Source organism: Comamonas testosteroni (assembly GCF_014076415.1).
Lineage (GTDB): Bacteria > Pseudomonadota > Gammaproteobacteria > Burkholderiales > Burkholderiaceae_C > Comamonas > Comamonas testosteroni_F.
The window spans coordinates 4691256-4710595 of the sequence record NZ_CP043568.1 but is presented as its reverse complement, the minus strand read 5'-3'; the positions used below and the strand labels follow the sequence as shown (position 1 = coordinate 4710595).

The window sequence follows — 19340 nt, the reverse complement described above, 5'->3', positions numbered from 1 at the left end:
ATCTCATAGAGCCAAAAATAACTGAAAAGCAAGTTTGAAGGCCGCACAAGACGGCAAACAAAGACAGCGACTTCATAGGAGACAAACCATGAGCATCCCAGTCACACGCCGCGATCTTCTGCAAGGACTCGCCGCCATCGGCGGCGGCAGCCTGCTGACCACTGGCGCCAGCAGCGCCTTCGCACAGGCCGGCAAGCCGGCATGGCCCAGCAAGCCCATCCGCGTGGTCGTGCCCTTCAACGCGGGCGGTGCCACCGACATCATGGCGCGCACCATCGGCGAGGTGCTGGCCAAGCGCCTGGGCCAGCCCGTGGTGGTGGACAACAAGGCCGGTGCGGCTGGCATCCTCGGCACCGAGGCCGTGGCCAAGGCAGCGCCCGACGGACATACGCTGCTGCTGTCGCTCAGCACCTCCATGCTGATCAACCAGTTCCTCTATACCAAACTGCCCTACAACCCGCAAAAGGACATCGCGCTGATCAGCCAGATCGCCGCGGCGCCCGTCACGCTGGTGGTCCATCCTTCGGTGCCTGCCAACAATATGAAGGAGCTGCTGGCCTATGTGAAGGCGCACAAGGGCAAGCTTTCGTACGGCTCCTGGGGCGTGGGCTCATATGCCCATCTGGCCGGTGCCTATATGAGCAAGACCATGGATGCCGACATGAACCACGCTGCCTACAAGGGCGATGCACCCATGATCCAGGAGCTGATCGGCGGCCAGCTGCAGCTGTGCTTTTCCAGCGCGCTCAACACCAAGCCCTTCATTGAGTCGGGCCGTCTCAAAGCCATCGGCGTGACCGGCAAGGAGCGCATGGAAATCCTGCCCAAGCTGCCGACCATCTTCGAGCAGGGCGTGACCGACGACGCCTATTCGATCTACGGCTGGGTGGCCATGGGCGCGCCCGCCGGCACGCCCAGGGAGGTCGTGGACCAGCTATACGGCCATCTGCGTGAAATCATCAAGGACCCCAAGGTGCTGGAGCGCATTACAGGCGCCGGCTTCATCCCCATGATGAACAGCCCCCAGGCCTTCCGTGACAACTACCAGCGCGATATGCCGATCTGGAAGGCGCTGGTCGAGCAAGCCGGCGCGAAGCTTGATTGAACCCCCTGAGTCGCTTCGCCTGGGCGGCCTCGCGCCTTCCCCCTTGAAGGGGGCATACGGGCGGCCGGCGACAGCCTCGCTGCGGGGCGGCGTGGCCGGCTCAGGCCCTTGCTTGCTGTCACTGGCTTTGGGCCGTGCCGATTTCATGGGCTGCAGGCGGCGCGAGCGCCATGGACAACTGATTTACCTGGCCTGCGGTAGCGGGCCACCACCGACGACTCAGAGCACGCTCTGGGCAGCTTTGAGAGGAGACTTCATGTACACGCGCAATACCGCACCTCAGGCCGGAGCCACCCGGCGCAGCGTTCTGGCCCTGGCCGCAGCGCCGCTGCTGGCCGGCATGGCCGGCGGCGCGCTGGCCGAGACCGACTGGCCCAGCAAGATGCTGCGCCTGGTCGTGCCTTTCCCGGCGGGTGGACCCACCGATACCGCATCGCGCATCGTGGGCCAGAAGCTGGGCGAGCGCCTCAGGCAGACCGTGGTGGTGGAGAACCGCCCCGGCGCCTCGGGCTCGATCGCGGCAGTGCAGGTCGCCAAGAGTCCGGCCGACGGCTACACGCTGATGATGCTGGCCACGCCCACGCTGCTGGCGCCGCACTTGTACAAGAAGGCGGGCTACGACACCGTCAAGGACTTCACGCCCGTGGCTACGGTCTATGACCTGCCCATCGTCATCGTGGTCAATCCTGCGCTGCTGCCCGACGTTACCGACCTCAAGAGTCTGATCGCCCACGCCAAAGCCCAGAAGTCGCCGCTGAACTACACCAGCTCGGGCGCCGGAAGCTTCGGCCACCTGAGCATGGAACTGCTCAAGCAGATGGCCGGCTTCGACATGCAGCATGTGCCCTACAAGGGCGGCGTGCCCGCCATCACCGACACCATCGGCGGCCAGGTGCCCATCATGTATGCAGACCTCGTGGCCGCGCTGCCCCACATCCAGGCCGGCAAGCTGCGCGCCATCGCCGTGGGTTCGCCCCAGCGCGTGAGAATGCTGCCTGACACCAGGACCATTGCCGAGCAGGGCATCAAGGGCTACGACGCCGTCTCCTGGGGCGGTCTGCTCGCGCCCAAGGGTACGCCCAAGGCCGTGGTGGACCGCATCGCCTCAGAAGTCCAGCAGATCCTGGCCGACAAGGACATCCAGGACAAGCTGCTCCACGCGGGCGCCATCGCCACCTTCCAGAATCCCGCCCAACTGGGTCAGCGCATCCAGCAGGACTACACGCGCTGGGGCCAACTGATCCGCGACAAGGGCATTGCAGTGGAGTAACACGGACATGAAGACACGCATCACCGAACTCTTTGGCATCGAGCACCCCATCATCCAGGGAGGCATGCACCATGTAGGCTTGGCCGAGCTGGCCGCTGCCGTCTCCAACGCAGGGGGGCTGGGCATCATCACGGGCCTGACCCAGCGCACGCCCGAGCTGCTGGCACGCGAGATCGCGCGCTGCCGCGAGATGACGGACAAGCCCTTTGGCGTCAACCTGACCTTTCTGCCCTCGGTCAACCCGCCTGACTACCCGGGCTATGTCAAGGCCATCATCGAAGGCGGCGTCAAGGTGGTCGAGACGGCCGGCAACAACCCGCAGAAATGGCTGCCCGCGCTCAAGGAAGCCGGCATCAAGGTGATTCACAAGTGCACCTCGGTGCGCCATGCGCTCAAGGCCGAGGTCATCGGCTGCGACGCCATCAGCGTGGACGGCTTCGAATGCGGCGGCCATCCGGGCGAGGACGATATTCCCAACTTCATCCTGCTGCCGCGCGCGGCAGAAGAGCTGAAGATTCCCTTTGTCGCCTCGGGCGGCATGGCAGACGGCCGCTCGCTGGTGGCCGCGCTGGCGCTGGGCGCCGAGGGCATCAACATGGGCACGCGCTTCATCGCTACGAAAGAGGCTCCTGTACACGCCAACGTCAAGCAGGCCATCGTGGCGGCCAGCGAGCTCGACACCCGCCTGGTCATGCGCCCGCTGCGCAACACTGAACGCGTGCTGACCAACCCGGCGACCGAGCGCCTGCTGCAAAAGGAGCGCGAGCTGGGCGCGGCCATCACCTTTGCCGACATCGCGCCCGAAGTGGCCGGCGTCTATCCGCGCATCATGCACGACGGCGACATGGACGCGGGCGTCTGGTCCTGCGGCATGGTGGCCGGCCTGATCAACGATGTGCCTACGGTGGCGCAACTGATCGCCGGCATCATGGACCAGGCCCATGCACTGATCAACGAGCGGCTCGCGGGTCTGGCCCGCTAAGCCTTTCACTCTTCAAAACCAGGAAAGAGCTTTCTCATGAAAATCCTTGTACCCGTCAAACGTGTCGTGGACTACAACGTCAAGGTCCGCGTGAAGTCGGACGGCACGGGTGTGGACATCGCCAACGTCAAGATGAGCATGAACCCCTTTGACGAAATCGCCGTCGAAGAAGCCGTGCGCCTGAAGGAAAAAGGCGTGGTGACCGAAGTCATCGCCGTCTCCTGCGGCGTGGCCCAGTGCCAGGAAACCCTGCGCACGGCCATGGCCATCGGTGCCGATCGCGGCATCCTGGTCGAGACCGATGTCGAGCTGCAGCCTCTGGCCGTGGCCAAGCTGCTCAAGGCCCTGGTGGACAAGGAGCAACCCGGTCTGGTCATCTGCGGCAAGCAGGCCATCGACGACGATGCCAACCAGACCGGCCAGATGCTGGCGGCCCTGGCCGACCTGCCCCAGGCCACCTTCGCCTCCAAGGTCGAAGTCGCCGGCGACAAGGCTGACGCGCCCCGGGTCAACGTCACCCGCGAAGTGGACGGCGGCCTGGAAACCGTGGCCCTGTCCACGCCCGCCGTCATCACCACCGACCTGCGCCTGAACGAGCCCCGCTACGTCACCTTGCCCAACATCATGAAGGCCAAGAAAAAGCAGCTGGACACCTTCAAGCCCGAAGACCTGGGTGTGGACGTGACGCCCCGCCTCAAGACCGTGAAGGTCTCCGAGCCTGCCAAGCGTGGCGCTGGCGTCAAGGTGGCCGATGTGGCCGCCCTGGTCGACAAGCTGAAAAACGAAGCGAAGGTCATCTAAGGCCCCCTGAGCCGCTTCGCGTCATCCCCCGCAGGGGGACGACACCCTCGGTGCGGGGCGGCCCTTCCTCGGTGTCCTGCACTTGCGCCGCGCCAGATTAGCCGGCCGCGGGTGATGCAGGCATCATGAAAAATTTTAGAGAAAGACGACTGAAATGACTTCTCTCGTTATTGCAGAACACGACAACGCTTCGATCAAGACCGCGACCCTGAACACCGTGACGGCCGCCAAGGCCTGCGGCGGTGATGTGCATGTGCTGGTCGTTGGCGAAGGTGCAGCCGCTGCCGCCGCTGCAGCCGCCCAGATCGCCGGAGTCTCCAAGGTCATCCATGCCGACGGCGCCAGCCTCAAGGACGGCCTGGCCGAGAACGTGGCGGCCCAGGTGCTGGCACTTGCTGGAAATGGTGCCGGCAACTACAGCCACATCCTGTTCCCCTCGACCGCCTCGGGCAAGAACGTAGCCCCTCGCGTGGCCGCCAAGCTGGACGTGGCCCAGATCAGCGACATCACCAAGGTCGACTCCGCCGACACCTTCGAGCGCCCCATCTACGCGGGCAACGCCATTGCCACCGTGCAGTCCGCCGATGCCGTCAAGGTCATCACCGTGCGTACCACGGGCTTTGACGCAGCGGCTGCCACTGGCGGCTCGGCGGCGGTGGAAACGGCGGCTGCCGTGGCCGACAGCGGCAAGAGCGCCTTTGTGGGCAGCGAAGTGACCAAGAGCGACCGTCCCGAACTGACGGCAGCGAAGATCATCGTCTCCGGCGGCCGTGCTCTGGGCTCGGCCGAGAAGTTCACCGAAGTGATCACCCCCCTGGCCGACAAGCTGGGAGCGGCCATCGGTGCCAGCCGTGCGGCTGTCGATGCGGGCTACGCGCCCAACGACCTGCAGGTGGGCCAGACGGGCAAGATCGTGGCGCCGCAGCTGTACATTGCCTGCGGCATCTCGGGAGCGATCCAGCATCTGGCGGGCATGAAGGACTCCAAGGTGATCGTGGCGATCAACAAGGACCCGGAGGCACCGATCTTCTCGGTGGCCGATTACGGTCTGGAAGCCGATCTGTTCACGGCAGTGCCGGAGCTGGTGAAGGCGATCTAAGCGTTGCCATAGCAATGCGCGGCCCGGACACAGGTGTCCGGGCCCTGGCCAGAGCGGCACACAAGGCATGTGCCCCGGCCCCACCTGGTTCAGAGATTCAGGAGACAAGACATGCAGATTTCCCTTGACCGCCGCAGCCTGGTGCTTGCCGCGGCCGCCTTTTTGACTGCCGCAGGCACCGGCGCATCAGCCTGGGCTCAGTCCGGCGACTATCCCGCGCGGCCAGTCACGTTGATCGTGCCATTCCCGGCCGGTGGCCCCACCGACCGCCATATGCGTACGCTGGCCGACATCGCGGGCAAGCACCTGGGCCAGCCCATCATTGTCGAGAACAAGCCCGGCGCAGGCGGCACGCTGGGTCCCGGCGCCATGGCGCGCACAGCCAAGCCCGACGGCTACACCATCACCCAGTTCCCCATGTCCATGCTGCGCATGGCACATATGCAAAAAACCGCCTGGAACCCGGTCACCGATTTCACCTACATCATCGGTGTCTCGGGATATACCTTCGGTTTCACGGTGCGCTCGGACTCTCCCTACAAGAGCTTCAACGAGTACATTGCCGCCGCACGCAAGACTCCCGGCAAGATCGAATACGGCTCCACAGGCATAGGTTCCTCGCCGCATCTGCTGATGGAGGAACTGGCCGAGAATGCCAAGGTCACTCTCAATCATGTGCCTTTCAAGGGCAACGCCGACCTGCAGCAGGCCCTGCTGGGCGGTCATGTGGCCGCGCAAAGCGATGCCTCGGGCTGGGACACCTATGTGAATGGCGGCCAGATGCGTCTGCTCATGACCTTTGGCGAAAAGCGCACCCAGCGCTGGCCCGATGTCCCTACGGCCAAGGAGCTGGGCTATGGCGTGGTCTCCACTTCGCCCTACGGTCTGGCCGGCCCCAAGGGCATGGACCCGGCGGTGGTGCGCAAGCTGCATGATGCCTTCAAGAAGGCCATGGACGATCCGCGCCATGTCGAGGTGCTAAAGCAGCTCAACCAGGACGTCTGGTACCGCTCGGGCGCCGACTATGCGCAATGGGCCAGGGAGGCCTTTACCAAGGACAAGGCTCTGATCGACCGCCTGGGTCTGGCTGCCAAATAAGCCACCGTCTGCCCAAGCGCCTGCAGGGCCGGGGGCTCGCAGGCGCAGTTCGCTTGAGATTCGTGAATTCCTGAAACGGAGCCCCTCATGACTGTTACCCTGCCTTCGCCCGATGCGCCCTTCACCACGCTGGCCGAGCTGATCCGCAGCCATGCGCGCCAGCAGCCTGCCCATGCGGCCCTGCGCGACGACCAGCAGACCCTGAGCTACGCCCAGCTCGACGCCCTCATGGACCGCGTGGCCGCAGCCTTGCAGCGCGAAGGTGTGCTGCCGGGTCAGGCCATTGCCATCTGCGCTTTGAACTCGGTGCGCTATGCCGCCCTGTTCCTGGGCGCCTTGCGCGCGGGCGTGGTGGTCGCGCCGCTGGCGCCATCCTCCACAGCCGAGAGCCTGGCTTGCATGCTGCGCGATGCCCAGGCGCGTCACCTGTTCCTCGACAAGGCGGCCCAGGATCTGGTGCCTGCCGACAGCGCCCTGCAATGCATCTCGCTGGATGGCGCCGCTCCCGGCCGGGCCTTTGACGACTGGCTGGCGCCCGAAGGCGCGCAGCCCGCGCCCGTGAGCGTGGAGCCGGCCGCGCCGTTCAACATCATCTATTCCTCGGGCACCACGGGCACGCCCAAGGGCATCGTGCAGTCGCACGGCATGCGCTGGACCCATATCAACCGGGGCGGCGTCTACGGCTACGGCCCCGAGGGCACCACGCTGCTGGCCACGCCGCTGTACTCCAACACCACGCTGGTGGTGTTCTTTCCCACGCTGGGCAGTGGCGGCTGCGTGGTGCTGATGCCCAAGTTCGATGCGGCCCGCTACCTGCAACTGGCCCAGCAGCACCGCGTCACCCACACCATGCTGGTGCCCGTGCAGTACCAGCGCATCATGGCGCTGCCTCAGTTCAGCGAGCATGACCTGTCGAGCTTTCAGGCCAAGTTCTGCACCAGCGCACCGTTCCGGGCCGAGCTCAAGGCAGATGTGGTGGCGCGCTGGCCGGGCAGCCTCACCGAGTTCTACGGCATGACCGAAGGCGGCGGCACCTGCATCCTCGAAGCCCATCTGCACCCGGACAAGCTGCATACCGTGGGCCGGCCCGCCGAAGGCCATGACATCCGCCTCATCGACGAGGACGGCCGCGAGGTCGCCCCGGGCGAGGATGGCGAGGTCGTGGGCCATTCGGCCAGCATGATGAGCGGCTACCACGGTCAGCCCGCCAAGACGCGAGAGGCCGAATGGTTCGATGCCACGGGCAAGCGCTTCATTCGCACGGGCGATGTGGGCCGTTTTGACGCCGACGGATTCCTGACCCTGTTCGACCGCCGCAAGGACATGATCATCAGCGGCGGCTTCAACATCTACCCTAGCGACCTGGAAACCCAGCTGCGCGCCCACCCGGCCGTGGACGACGTGGCCGTGGTCGGCGTGCCCTCCGAGCAGTGGGGCGAGACGCCTGTGGCCTATGTGGTGGCGCGCACGGGCCAGCCGGCCCGGCCCGAGGAGATCATGGGCTGGTACAACCAGCAAGCCGGCAAGACCCAGCGTCTGGCCGACCTGCGCTTCATCGCAGAGCTGCCGCGAAGCGCCATTGGCAAAGTGCTCAAGCGCGAGCTGCGCGACCAGTACGCGGCGGGGCGCTGAGCCTGTCTTCCATTCCATGATGCCCATCACGAGACAAATCCCATGAGCCATGACACCACAATGTCCGAGGTCCGCCGTCAGGTGACGCCCGAAGAGTGGCAGACCCGCGTCGAGCTGGCTGCCGCCTACCGGCTGGTTGCCCACTTCGGCTGGGACGACCTGATCTTCACCCACATCTCGGCGCGCGTGCCGGGCCAGCCCGGCCAGTTCCTGATCAACCCCTACGGCATGCTGTTCGATGAGATCACTGCGTCCAGCTTGGTCAAGGTGGACCACGAGGGCCGGCCGCTGATGGAGACCGAGTACGACGTCAACCCCGCCGGCTTCGTCATCCACAGCGCCATCCATGACGGCCGGCCCGAGGTGCAGTGCGTGCTGCACACGCACACTCGCTACGGCGTGGCCGTGTCGGCACAAAAGGATGGCCTGCTGCCCATCTCGCAGCAGTCCATCTTCCCGCTGGTGCGTCTGGCCTACCACGACTACGAGGGCGTGGCCCTGCGCGATGACGAGAAGCCGCGCCTGGTCGATGACCTGGGTGCGAGCAACTTCCTCATCCTGCGCAACCACGGGCTGCTGACCTGCGGCCGAAGCGTGGCCGAGGCCGTGCTGGCCATGTACACGCTGGAGTCGGCCTGCCGCATCCAGATCCTCGCGCAGTCGGGCGGCAGCGAGCTGATGCGTATCCCGCAGACCATCATTGCCGATGCGGTCAACCAGTCGCGCCAGGTCACCAAGGGCAAGGGCGCAGGCCTCGCCTGGCCCGGCCTGCTGCGCCGCCTGGACCGTCTCGATCCAAGTTACAAGGACTGATAGAAACATGGGAATCCTGGTCAACATCCACCCGAGCATGGGCGCACCCATCGTCGATTCGCTGCGAGCGCTGGCGCCCGACGTACAGGTCTGGGCCCATCGCGACGAAGCACCGGCCGATGCGGTCGAGGCCATGCTCGCCTGGAGCCTCAAGCCGGGCGTGCTGCCGGCCTATCCGGGCCTGAAGCTGCTGTGCGCGCCCAGCGCGGGCGTGGACAAGCTGCTGGCCGTGCCCGACCTGCCGGCCGGCCTGCCCGTGGCGCGCACGGTCGATCCGCAGCAGCATGTGGAGATTGCCCAGTATGTGGTCGGCACGGCGCTGCGCCACACGCGCGAGCTGGACCTGTTCGCGCGCCAGCAGCAGGCCGGCGACTGGCTGCGCCGCCCCGTACGCGCCAGCGCAGACTGCCGCGTGGGCATCCTGGGCCTGGGCGAGGTCGGCCGCTTCGTGGCTGGCGCCATGCAGGCCATCGGCTACCCCGTCGCAGGCTGGAGCCGCGGCGCCAAGAGCATTGCAGGCCTGGCCACGCACAGCGGTGCCGAGGGTCTGCAGCTGCTGCTGTCCGGCAGCGACATCCTGGTCTGCGCCTTGCCGCTCACGCCCGAGACGCGCGACCTGCTGGACCGCCGCACCCTGTCCCTGCTGCCACGTGGCGCCTACTTCATCAACGTGGGGCGCGGCGAGCAGGTGGAGGAAGACGACCTGCTGGCCCTGCTCGACGAAGGCCATCTGGCCGGCGCCGCGCTGGACGTGCTGCGCGAGGAGCCGCCCCAGCCCGGCAACAAGGTGTGGGGGCACCCCAAGGCCTTTGTCACTCCGCATATTGCGGCCCAGGCCTCGGCCGATACCGTGGCCCGCCAGTGCCTGGAGAATCTGCGCCGCCTGCGTGCGGGCGAGCCCTTGCTCAACCTGGTGGACGTGACCCGCGGATACTGAGACGTATATTCCCTTCCCTGTCGCGCTGCCGCGCGGCGCTTTATCCTTGCAAGAACCAAGAGACATTCATGCCTTCGACATCTCGCCGCAGCTTTCTTCAATCAAGCGCCGCAGCCGGCGCCGCCATGCTGGCTCCCTCGGTCTGGGCTCAGAGCCCCTGGCCCTCCAAACCCATACGCATCGTCGTTCCCTACACGGCGGGCGGCTTCACCGACCAGATGGCTCGTCTGCTGCAAGTGGGTTTGCAGAAAGCGCTGGGCCAACCCATAGTCATAGACAACAAGCCCGGCGCGAACAGTCTCATCGGTGTGGATCAGGTGGCCAAGTCCGCACCTGATGGCTACACGTTCGGAGTGGTGATTGCCGCCTATGCGGCCAACACCACGCTGTATCCCAAGCTGCCCTACAACCCCGGCAAGGATCTGGTCGGCGTGTCTCTGATGGGAATCTCGCCCCTGGTTGCAGCAGTGTCCATCAATGCTCCGTTCAAGACCACGCGGGAGCTGATTGACTATGCCAAGGCACATCCTGGCAAGGTCAGCTTTGGCTCCTCGGGAAGCGGCTCCAGCGCGCATCTGACAACCGAGTTGATGAAGCTGCTGACCAAGACGGATATGACCCATGTGCCCTACAAGGGGGCCGCACCGGCACTGACCGACCTCATGGGCGGTCAGATCCAGTTGTTCCTCGATCCTCCGCCCAATCTGATCCAGCCTGCCAAGGCAGGTCGCATTCGTCTGATTGGCGTTGCCAGCGACAAGCGACTGGCTGTTTTGCCCGATGTACCGACATTTGCCGAGCAAGGCATCCCCGACCTGATGGGCAGCACCTGGGCAGCAATGATTGCACCGGCAGGAGTGCCCAAGGAGATCGTGCAGCGCATGTCCGCCGAAGTCACTCGCATCATTCGCAGTCCTGAGATTTCCCAGCGCATGCAGCAGACCATGGGCACGTTTGCAGAAGGTTCGACGCCGGAGGAGTGCGATCGTTTCATCGCCGCCGAAACTGCCAAATGGGGCAAGGTCATTCGCGAGGCCAAGGTCACGCTGGACTGATGGAAGCACCTGGCAGGCACTGAGCATTTTCGCCTTCAGGCCCTGATCGCCGGAGTTCTCTCAAAGTTGAGAAAACCGCGCTATAATCGCTTTCTCTTTAGGGGAGTCGCCAAGCTGGTTAAGGCACTGGATTTTGATTCCAGCATGCGAAGGTTCGAATCCTTCTTCCCCTGCCAAGATATAAAAGCCCCGGTTGTTTATGCAGCCGGGGCTTTTTCTTTGTGCACGATGCGCATCTGCCATCTTTGGAGGCGGGCCTGCGATCTCCATTGAGTGACGCTCATGCCATGTATCTTCTATGCGCCAGAAGCACGGGGCATTTCGCAAAAATCCACTTATCAATCGGAACCTCGCCGGGCGAGGCGCCACGTAGCGCCAGACCGCATCGTTGCGGCAGTGACGCCAGCTTGATGCCGGTGTGTAAATAGCATCAGCTGTATATCGGTCAGACAACAGGCTGGCAGATGCGCAGCGATACATCGGCAGAGACAGGAGCTACTGTTTTACAAAACAGTGGTATTTTTTTTACCTGAGCTTTACAATCCGCGAAGAAATAGAACTGAGATTGATTCTCGTTATGTTTCTTTGCTGCCAGCCCCTATACGGTATCTCCGTTCCAGCCACAGCGTCATTTGTTCTTCGGCACTTCTTGCCTGAAGAAAGCACCCTGGTTTTTCTTTGAAACGCTCATGCTGGAACGTTCGTTTTGCCCCGTAGTCGGGGCTTTGCCATTTCGTCTTCACGCCACGGCTGCGGCCGTCAGTGTGGTCTGCCTGCTGCCCTTTGTCAGCCATGCACAGGAGGATGCTGCATCGACACTTGCGGAAGTGACCGTGCAGGAGAAGGCTATTCCCAATGTATATGGAGAGTCCAGGGACTCCTATGTGGCTGGCGGAGTGGAGGTCGGCAAGGCGGCGCAGTCGCTGCGTGAAGTTCCGCAGTCGGTGACGGTGGTAACCCGTCAGCGCATGGACGATCAGGCCATGCGCACGCTCGATGATGTGATGAACTACACCACCGGAATCACTCGCGAAGAGACCTGGCTGGATACGACCTATCTGTCCCGCGGCATGAATATCACCAATTTCCGGTTTGATGGCGGTGCTGCCAGCTCCTCTCGCTCGGGCAGTCGCAGCCTGGACATGGCGCAGTTCGACAGCGTCAGTGTGCTGCGCGGGGCCGACGGCCTGTTTGGTGCAGGTGAGGCTGGTGGGGTTCTGAACTTCACCTACAAAAGGCCACAGGCCAAACGTCAGACGCAGGTGCTGCTTTCCGGCGGAACCATGAGCAACTATCGCGCTGAGCTCGACACCACGGGGGCGTTGAACGAAAGCGGAACTCTGCGTGGCCGTTTCGTGGCCGTGAACCATGACCGCAAGGAAATGGCCGCGCCATCCAAGCTCAAGCGGCAGATGTTGTATGGGGCGCTGGAGATGGACCTGACGTCCAGCACGGTTGCCACGCTGGGGGCCAGCTATCAGAAAGACAGAAATACGGGCTTCAATGCCAGCCTGCCGCGCTATGCGGACGGCAGCGATATCGGCTTTGCGCGCAATACCAACTTTGGCGCGCCCTGGAACTGGATCAATCGCGAAAACACCACGGTCTTTGCCAAGCTGGAGCAGCAGCTCGGCAACGACTGGCTGCTCAAGACCCAGCTCAGATACACCCGCTTCAATGAAGGCGTGAACGGCGCAGAGATCGAAAGTTCGCCGGATCCCGTCACGCTGCAGGGGGCGGACTGGTGGATCCATCAAGCCAAGTCACGCGAGCGTGAAACCAGCTTCGATATCAATTTGCAGGGCAGCTTTGATGCCCTGGGTCAGCGCCACGATGTGATCCTGGGTTTCGATCAGCACCGCAACAGCAATACCAATCGAAGTCTGTGGCCCAGAGTGGGGCCGGCCGACGTATTCAACCGGATTCCACCGCAGGACCCCGGTTATCCGCTCGGTGACTGGACCAGTGGCTCGCAGACCAAGACGCAAAAGAGCGGCCTCTATGGCTCCGTTCGTCTACGTCCCGTGGAGCGTTGGTCCGTGGTGCTTGGCGGACGCTATGTGCTGCAGGATCGCAATACCCAGCATGACATGAACGGTGCGCTCACGGCCAGCAGCCGGGAGTCGAATGTCTTTGTGCCCTATATGGGGCTGATGCATGAGCTGACCAGGTCCACCAATCTGTATTTCAGCACCGCCGAGATCTATCAGTCTCAGGCCGGAAAATTCTCTGCACCGCTACCTGGAACGCCTCTTGATCCGGTGCGTGGTCGTACCTACGAGCTGGGTGTCAAAAGCGAGCTGACCCCCAATCTGATTGCCAGTGCGGCATTGTTTCGTACTGATAAAAAAGGCGAGGCCGTTTACGACCCCGCTTACCCCCAGACCGATTGGCGCGGCGGTTGCTGCTACTTCCGCGACGGCTTCAAGCTGAGCCAGGGCATCGATCTGGAGATGACGGGGCGAATCACTCCCAATCTCCAGCTGGCGGTGGGCTATACCTACAACAGCAATGAAGACAGACGCAAGGACAGCGCCCAGTTCAGCACGGTCACGCCGCGCCATCTGTTCAAGGCCTGGGCGGACTATCGCTTGAGCGGCGATTTGCGCGGCTGGAGCGTGGGCGGCGGTGTGGTGGCGCAGAGCTCGAACTACCGGGCTTCGGGCATCAGCGCTTACAACCCGGCAACGGGCCGTTATGACGGAGCCTGGACGCCGTACAACTTCACTTCCCCGGGTTATGCCATCTGGTCGGCTCGTGTGGCCTATGCGTTCAACAAGGATTGGAGCCTTGCGATGAATGTGGGGAACTTGTTTGACAAGACTTACTACAGCACGGTCGGCTATGCGGGTTACGGCAACTTCTACGGCGAAAAGCGTACGGTTACCGTGTCGCTCAAGGGCCGTTTCTGACGGGGCGTGGCAATGTCGCAATCTGATGGGTGTCGCTCTGACTGGGGACTGGGATCGCGTCTGGCTGCTGCAGTGCTGGGAGGCTATGCCGTCTCCAGTGCCTGGGTGGTTTTATGTGGTGCGATGAGTCAATCTCGTGTGGAGACCATTCTGGGGGGCATGCAGTCCAGCTGGCTCTGGTACGTGGCTGCCGTGATTTGGGCTTTTTCTCCGGCATCGCCACGGCGGATATGGGGCGTGCTGGGCATCGTGATGATCGGCATGCTTCTTGGCACCGCAGCGTTGATCTTTCTGAAGGGACGCTGATGCAGCCGGCAAAGAAGGAATCGGGCGCAGGCAAAGGCAGCTTCCGGCAGGCACAGGCATGGTTGCATACCTGGTGCGGCCTGTGGTTCTCCTGGCTGCTGTATGCCGTTTTTCTGACGGGGACCCTGGCCGTCTTCGAGGAGCCCATCACCCATTGGATGACCCCCGAGCATCATGCCCATGAACAAGCAGAGGCCAGGCAGGCGGGTACTGTGCCGCAAGCGCAGTCTTCCCTGAACCAGCGTCTGCAATGGGGCATGGCCTATATGGAGCGGCAGCACCCTGGCGCAGACATGTGGGAGCTGTGGCCTGCAGACTCCCAAGGGGGCGGGGATTTACGCGTCTACTGGTTCGATCACGAGGGACAGTATGCGGCGGCCCAGCTGGACCCGAAGTCCGGCAGTGCCATGGATGCCGCTGACGTTCCCAAGGTGCGCCAGACACTGGGTGGCCATCATTTCGTGGATTTCCACTATCAGCTGCATGCAGGACAGCTCGGACTCTGGATTGTGGGCATCGCCGCGCTTGCCATGCTGGTGGCACTGGTCAGCGGAGTGATTACCCATAGACGAATCTTCAAGGACTTCTTCACCTTCCGCGCTCGCAAAGGGCAGAGAAGCTGGCTGGACATGCACAACGCCGTGGCGGTGCTGACGCTTCCTTTCCTGCTCATGATCGCCTATACAGGCATCGCCATATCCTGCGCGACCTTCATGCCTGCCGGCATTGCGGCCTACTTCGGCAGCAGTGCCGAAGCCGTCAAGTCTTTCCAGGTGGCGCTGAATGAACCAGGCAAGCCACAGCGTTCGGGTCAGGCCATGCCCGTACCGGATCTGGAGTCCTTCGTGCTGCGCGGGCAGGCCTTGATCGGGCAAGCGGTGCGAGTGGTGGTGATTGATTACCCGGGCGATGAAGCTGCACGCATCGGCATTTACGGATGGAATGAAGCCGACGATCTGAGCAAGCGTCTCAGCCCCAGCAGCGGCATGGCCATGTTCTCGGCCGCCACTGGAGAGTTGCAGCAGTTGCGCTTGCCAGGAGGTGTGGATGGCGGTGCGGCATCGCTTACGCAATCGGTGATCGGCGGGATGCATATGGCGACTTATGGCGGGCGACCGCTGAAGTGGCTGTACTTCATTTTCGGGCTGGCCGGAAGCGCCATGATGGCCACGGGGGCGATTCTCTTCATGGTCAAACGGCGCGCCAAGCATCATGGGGAGTTTGGCTCCAGCACCTCCGCGGTCTACCGGATGATTGAAGCAGCGAATGTGGCGGCCATCACGGGACTGGGCATCGCCTGTGTGGGATTTTTGTGGGCCAATCGCTTGCTGCCTGTCGAAATCTCGCAACGCTCCAGATGGGAGTTGGTGGTGTTCTTTGCGCTGTGGATTCTGGCTCTCACACATGCGCTGCTGAGGTCGCCGCCACTGGCATGGCGTGATCAGATGGCAGCGCTGGCTGTGCTTTGTCTTCTGTTGCCCTTGCTGAATCTCGTGACGACTGGAGAGCAACTTGCTGCATACCTTCTCGATGGTGACTGGGAGAGCGCGGGGGTAGAGCTTTTCGCCGTTGCTGTCGGAGTGGCGGCGGCTGCTGCCTGGGCCTGGATGCGCAAGGCATCGAACCTGAAGCCTGCGCGAAAGCAAATGGCTCGTGAACTGTCGGCTCGTGAATTGTCGAGAGACCTGCCTGTGGCTGCGGATGCAAGTGCCGCGAAGCAGGGGAGCCTGTCATGACCTTGTGGCAGTCATCCTTGCAGGCCTTTGCTCTTTCGATGGGAGGCATGACGGCTCTCGCTTTTGCCATGGACCGCCATTACGCGCAATTGGCATCTCTGGACGAGGTGCCGGCAGCGCATCGTATGGCGCTGCGTGTGTTGGGGGGACTGCTTTTGCTGGCCGTCTGGCTACCGAGCATCCGCGGATGGAGTGCAACGGCCAGCACCTTGCTCGTGCTGGGCTTCTGGAGTCTGGGGGCTCTCGCGACGGTCGCGGGGCTTTCCTGGTCGGCTCGACACCTGGCTGTTGCAGCCGCCGTGACGGTGCTGCTGGGGGGCGTCAGCTGCCTCTGGTGACGGATCCCTTGAAGCCCGCAAGGCTTCTGATCTTCAATCGCTCCAATTCATGCCGTGGCCATGGGTTTCAGCAGCGACTGCGAATTGTTTTCTGGAAAGTGCAACGTTCATGACGGTCGGACAAATCAAACGCTGGGGCAGCCTCGGGCTGCTGCTGGTCTGTGCTGCAGGTATTGCCTTGTGGTGGGGGAGTCGGCCCAGGGTCGAGTACCAAAGTGTTGCGGTGCAGCGCGGCGATGTGGAGTCCACCGTCACTGCCATCGGTACTTTGCAGCCCAGAACCTATGTGGATGTAGGGGCCCAGGTTTCGGGCCAGATCACCCGTTTGCTGGTCAGTCCAGGAGCCAGGGTCGAGAAAGGTGCATTGCTGGTGGAGATCGACCCCAGCGTGCAGCGCGCCACGGTGGATGCAGGCAGAGCATCGCTGGCGAGCCTGCGGGCCCAGATCGCGGAGCAGCAGGCGCAGCTGAAGCTTGCAGGTCAGCAGTTGAAACGACAGCAGCAACTGGCCGCCGAAGAGGCCACAAGGCAGGAGGATGTGCAGATTGCCGAGGCCCAGGTCGCCGGGGCTGCGGCGCGCATCGACCATCTCAAGGCTCAGATGCAGCAAACACAGGCCAGCCTCAAGGCTGACGAAGCGCGTCTGGGCTATACCAGCATCTATGCACCGATGTCCGGTACGGTGGTGTCCGTCGATGCACGTGAAGGGCAGACCCTGAATGCGACCTATCAGACACCCAATATTTTGCGCATCGCCGATCTGACTGCCATGACGGTCTGGACGGATGTATCGGAGGCCGACGTGCGGCGCGTGAGAGCGGACATGTCCGTGTATTTCACGACTCTGGGGAGTGCAGGTCAGGAACAGGCGCGCCGGTGGAACAGCCGGGTGAGGCAGGTGCTGCCTGCGCCGCCGGCCAGCGTTGCCCCCGCCGCAGGCAATGCGGCGGCACCTGCGGTGGCCACCAAGGCCGTGACCTATACCGCATTGTTCGATGTGGATAACCAGGACGCGGAACTGCTGCCGCAAATGACGGCCCAGGTGGTCTTTGTGACCGGCAGTGCGCAGCAGGCCTTGACGGTTCCATTGACAGCTCTTCAGTCTGAGAAAGATCAGCAATCGCAGAGCGTTCGGGTGCTGACAGCCAAGCGGCAGCCTGAGCAGCGAAACGTGAAGCTCGGAGTACGAAGTCGCCATCAGGTGCAGGTGCTCGACGGCGTGGCTGAGGGCGAGCGGGTCATCGTCGGCGAAACCCTGATTCCTGGCGGTCTGCGGTGGCTGCAATGGTGAGTGCGATGGATCAGGTTCCGCTGATTTCGCTGCGTGGCATTCGCAAGCACTATGGCGGAGTGGGCGAGCAGCCGTCGGTGACCGTGTTGCACGGCATTGATCTTGATATTCGCGCGGGAGAGTATGTGGCCGTCGTCGGCAGCTCCGGTTCGGGTAAGTCCACCTTGATGAATATCCTGGGTTGCCTTGATAAACCGAGCGAAGGTTGCTATCAATTTCAAGGCAAGGATGTGTCCACGCTGGACTCGGATGCCCTGGCCTGGCTACGTCGCGAAGCCTTCGGTTTCGTGTTTCAGGGCTATCACCTGATTCCCAGTGAAAGTGCCTCGGAGAACGTGCAGATGCCTGCGATATACGCAGGCCTGGCCAAGGAGCAGCGGGTGCAAAGAGCCCTGCTCCTGCTCAAGCTTCTGGGGCTGGGGGCGCGTCTGGGCAATCGTCCCAACCAGCTGTCGGGCGGTCAGCAGCAGCGCGTGTCCATTGCGCGGGCGTTGATGAACGGCGGCCACATCATCCTGGCCGATGAGCCGACCGGGGCTCTTGACTCGCATAGTGGCGCCGAGGTGATGGCTTTGCTGCGCGAGCTGGCAGATGCGGGACACACCATCATTGTGATTACGCATGATCGCGACGTTGCGGCTCAGGCAAGGCGTGTCATCGAAATCAGCGATGGACGCGTCGTCAATGACAGCGCTCCCGATGGTATTCAGAGCCGAGCAGAGGTGCCTCCGCTGACCCCGCAGCGCAACACCGCAACGTCGGCAATATCCTGGGTGGCTGAGATTTCCGAAGCTGCACGCAGTGCCTGGCGGGGCATGCGCATGAACCGGGTACGCACCAGTCTGACCTTGCTGGGCATCGTGATCGGTGTGGCCTCGGTGATCGTCATGCTGGCCATCGGTGAAGGCGCACGGCGCAAAGTGGTCGAGCAGATGGGCACCATGGGAACAGCCATTCTCTATATGGGCAGCAAACCACCGGCCAGCGGTGGACCAGCGGGCCAGATCACCGAAGACGATCTGGCCGCCATGCGGGAGTTGCCGGCGATACGCAGAGTCATGCCCGTCATCGGAGACCCTGTCACGGTGCGCTATGGCAAGGCCGACAAGCAGGTCTATGTGTTTGCAGCCAGCCAGGAGATGCCGCTGGTTCACCACTGGAGGGTGGCCCAGGGGCGTTACTTCACGGATGTGGAGGACCGCGATCTGGCTCCGCTGGTGGTGATAGGCCACAAGGCGCACCAGCATTTTTTCCCGGAGGTGGCCAATCCCCTGGGGCTGCAGCTGATCATCGGGAACTCGGCGTTCGAAGTCATCGGCGTCATGAGCGAGCGTGGGGCTGACTCCGGCGCCCAGGACTATGACGACATGGTCTTCATTCCCTATCAGTCGGGGCGCGCGAGAGTCTATCAAGCGCAGACACAGCCCGATTACGTGGTTGTGGAGGCCAGCTCCTCGGAGCTGGTCCATGAAGCCGAGGGATCGATCCGCAGCCTTCTGCTGGCGCGGCACGGGGGTCGGGAAGACTTTGGCATCGGCAATGCAGCAGCTCGTATTCAGGCCGAAGCAGCAACTCGCCAGAGCATGGCCGTGATGCTGGGGCTGATTGCAGCAGTTTCGCTGGTGGTCGGCGGTATCGGAGTCATGAACGTGATGCTGATGACGGTGCGCGAGCGGACCAGGGAGATAGGCATTCGCATGGCGGTTGGGGCTCGCCAGCGTGACATCCTGCGCCAATTCCTGACGGAAGCCAGCATGGTGACCATTGTGGGTGGAGGCGTTGGTCTGCTTGTGGGGCTGGGCATCGGGATGACGCTTCTTGTCTCGGGCGTACCTGTGATTTTTTCGGTGAAAGCCATGTTGGGGGCATTTGCCTGTGCGGTGTTCACCGGCCTGGTTTTTGGCTTCATGCCTGCCCGGACGGCGGCGCGTCTGGAGCCCGTGCGAGCATTGGCGGGAGAGTAGG

16 protein-coding genes and 1 tRNA gene are annotated in these 19340 nt (G+C 63.1%); all 17 read left to right on the top strand.

Annotation, left to right across the window (positions count from 1 at the left end):
• Positions 1-88: 88 nt before the first annotated feature.
• Positions 89-1105 carry a Bug family tripartite tricarboxylate transporter substrate binding protein gene (locus tag F0P97_RS21710; protein WP_182284145.1) on the top strand — a complete coding sequence of 339 codons (1017 nt, stop codon included), beginning with the start codon at positions 89-91 and terminating at the stop codon, positions 1103-1105.
• Positions 1106-1361: 256 nt separating this feature from the next.
• Positions 1362-2375, top strand: a complete 1014-nt coding sequence (locus F0P97_RS21705) for a Bug family tripartite tricarboxylate transporter substrate binding protein (protein ID WP_182284143.1) — start codon at positions 1362-1364, stop codon at positions 2373-2375.
• 7 nt (positions 2376-2382) lie between these two features.
• Complete coding sequence (locus tag F0P97_RS21700; RefSeq protein WP_182284141.1) at positions 2383-3357, top strand: NAD(P)H-dependent flavin oxidoreductase; 975 nt, start codon at positions 2383-2385, stop codon at positions 3355-3357.
• Positions 3358-3393: 36 nt separating this feature from the next.
• Positions 3394-4158, top strand: coding sequence for an electron transfer flavoprotein subunit beta/FixA family protein (locus F0P97_RS21695; protein ID WP_182284139.1), 765 nt, complete (start codon positions 3394-3396; stop codon positions 4156-4158).
• Between the two features lie 154 nt (positions 4159-4312).
• A complete protein-coding gene (locus F0P97_RS21690) occupies positions 4313-5257 on the top strand; it encodes an electron transfer flavoprotein subunit alpha/FixB family protein (protein WP_182284137.1) in 945 nt (314 codons plus the stop codon).
• Between the two features lie 111 nt (positions 5258-5368).
• Entirely contained in the window at positions 5369-6355 is a 987-nt protein-coding gene (locus F0P97_RS21685) for a tripartite tricarboxylate transporter substrate binding protein (protein WP_182284135.1), read from the top strand.
• Between the two features lie 87 nt (positions 6356-6442).
• Positions 6443-7987: a class I adenylate-forming enzyme family protein gene (locus F0P97_RS21680; protein WP_182284133.1), complete on the top strand. Its 1545-nt coding sequence runs from the start codon at positions 6443-6445 to the stop codon at positions 7985-7987.
• A 42-nt stretch (positions 7988-8029) separates the two neighbouring features.
• A complete protein-coding gene (locus F0P97_RS21675) occupies positions 8030-8800 on the top strand; it encodes a class II aldolase/adducin family protein (protein WP_182284131.1) in 771 nt (256 codons plus the stop codon).
• A gap of 7 nt (positions 8801-8807) precedes the next feature.
• On the top strand, positions 8808-9737 hold the full coding sequence (locus F0P97_RS21670) for a 2-hydroxyacid dehydrogenase (RefSeq protein WP_182284129.1): 930 nt from the start codon (positions 8808-8810) through the stop codon (positions 9735-9737).
• Positions 9738-9805: 68 nt separating this feature from the next.
• Complete coding sequence (locus F0P97_RS21665; RefSeq protein WP_182284127.1) at positions 9806-10792, top strand: tripartite tricarboxylate transporter substrate binding protein; 987 nt, start codon at positions 9806-9808, stop codon at positions 10790-10792.
• Positions 10793-10891: 99 nt separating this feature from the next.
• Positions 10892-10968: transfer RNA gene (locus tag F0P97_RS21660), tRNA-Gln, on the top strand.
• A 513-nt stretch (positions 10969-11481) separates the two neighbouring features.
• On the top strand, positions 11482-13704 hold the full coding sequence (locus tag F0P97_RS21655) for a TonB-dependent siderophore receptor (RefSeq protein ID WP_182284125.1): 2223 nt from the start codon (positions 11482-11484) through the stop codon (positions 13702-13704).
• Positions 13705-13716: 12 nt separating this feature from the next.
• Positions 13717-14010 (top strand): hypothetical protein, encoded by a 294-nt coding sequence (locus F0P97_RS21650; protein WP_182284123.1) that lies wholly within the window; start codon positions 13717-13719, stop codon positions 14008-14010.
• The gene (locus F0P97_RS21645) at positions 14010-15746 is read left to right on the top strand and encodes a PepSY-associated TM helix domain-containing protein (RefSeq protein WP_182284121.1); all 1737 of its coding nucleotides are present in this window, start codon (positions 14010-14012) and stop codon (positions 15744-15746) included. Before F0P97_RS21650 ends, F0P97_RS21645 begins: the two co-directional genes overlap by 1 nt.
• Positions 15743-16084, top strand: a complete 342-nt coding sequence (locus F0P97_RS21640; protein ID WP_182284119.1) for a DUF3325 domain-containing protein — start codon at positions 15743-15745, stop codon at positions 16082-16084. Before F0P97_RS21645 ends, F0P97_RS21640 begins: the two co-directional genes overlap by 4 nt.
• A 109-nt stretch (positions 16085-16193) precedes the next feature.
• On the top strand, positions 16194-17375 hold the full coding sequence (locus tag F0P97_RS21635; RefSeq protein WP_182284117.1) for an efflux RND transporter periplasmic adaptor subunit: 1182 nt from the start codon (positions 16194-16196) through the stop codon (positions 17373-17375).
• A gap of 5 nt (positions 17376-17380) precedes the next feature.
• Positions 17381-19339 carry an ABC transporter permease gene (locus tag F0P97_RS21630; RefSeq protein ID WP_269780059.1) on the top strand — a complete coding sequence of 653 codons (1959 nt, stop codon included), beginning with the start codon at positions 17381-17383 and terminating at the stop codon, positions 19337-19339.
• Position 19340: the final 1 nt, after the last annotated feature.

Coding starts and splice junctions, on each gene's coding strand:
- F0P97_RS21710 (WP_182284145.1), top strand. CDS start 89: ATGAGCATCCCAGTCACACGCCGCGATCTTCTGCAAGGACTCGCCGCC.
- F0P97_RS21705 (WP_182284143.1), top strand. CDS start 1,362: ATGTACACGCGCAATACCGCACCTCAGGCCGGAGCCACCCGGCGCAGC.
- F0P97_RS21700 (WP_182284141.1), top strand. CDS start 2,383: ATGAAGACACGCATCACCGAACTCTTTGGCATCGAGCACCCCATCATC.
- F0P97_RS21695 (WP_182284139.1), top strand. CDS start 3,394: ATGAAAATCCTTGTACCCGTCAAACGTGTCGTGGACTACAACGTCAAG.
- F0P97_RS21690 (WP_182284137.1), top strand. CDS start 4,313: ATGACTTCTCTCGTTATTGCAGAACACGACAACGCTTCGATCAAGACC.
- F0P97_RS21685 (WP_182284135.1), top strand. CDS start 5,369: ATGCAGATTTCCCTTGACCGCCGCAGCCTGGTGCTTGCCGCGGCCGCC.
- F0P97_RS21680 (WP_182284133.1), top strand. CDS start 6,443: ATGACTGTTACCCTGCCTTCGCCCGATGCGCCCTTCACCACGCTGGCC.
- F0P97_RS21675 (WP_182284131.1), top strand. CDS start 8,030: ATGAGCCATGACACCACAATGTCCGAGGTCCGCCGTCAGGTGACGCCC.
- F0P97_RS21670 (WP_182284129.1), top strand. CDS start 8,808: ATGGGAATCCTGGTCAACATCCACCCGAGCATGGGCGCACCCATCGTC.
- F0P97_RS21665 (WP_182284127.1), top strand. CDS start 9,806: ATGCCTTCGACATCTCGCCGCAGCTTTCTTCAATCAAGCGCCGCAGCC.
- F0P97_RS21655 (WP_182284125.1), top strand. CDS start 11,482: ATGCTGGAACGTTCGTTTTGCCCCGTAGTCGGGGCTTTGCCATTTCGT.
- F0P97_RS21650 (WP_182284123.1), top strand. CDS start 13,717: ATGTCGCAATCTGATGGGTGTCGCTCTGACTGGGGACTGGGATCGCGT.
- F0P97_RS21645 (WP_182284121.1), top strand. CDS start 14,010: ATGCAGCCGGCAAAGAAGGAATCGGGCGCAGGCAAAGGCAGCTTCCGG.
- F0P97_RS21640 (WP_182284119.1), top strand. CDS start 15,743: ATGACCTTGTGGCAGTCATCCTTGCAGGCCTTTGCTCTTTCGATGGGA.
- F0P97_RS21635 (WP_182284117.1), top strand. CDS start 16,194: ATGACGGTCGGACAAATCAAACGCTGGGGCAGCCTCGGGCTGCTGCTG.
- F0P97_RS21630 (WP_269780059.1), top strand. CDS start 17,381: ATGGATCAGGTTCCGCTGATTTCGCTGCGTGGCATTCGCAAGCACTAT.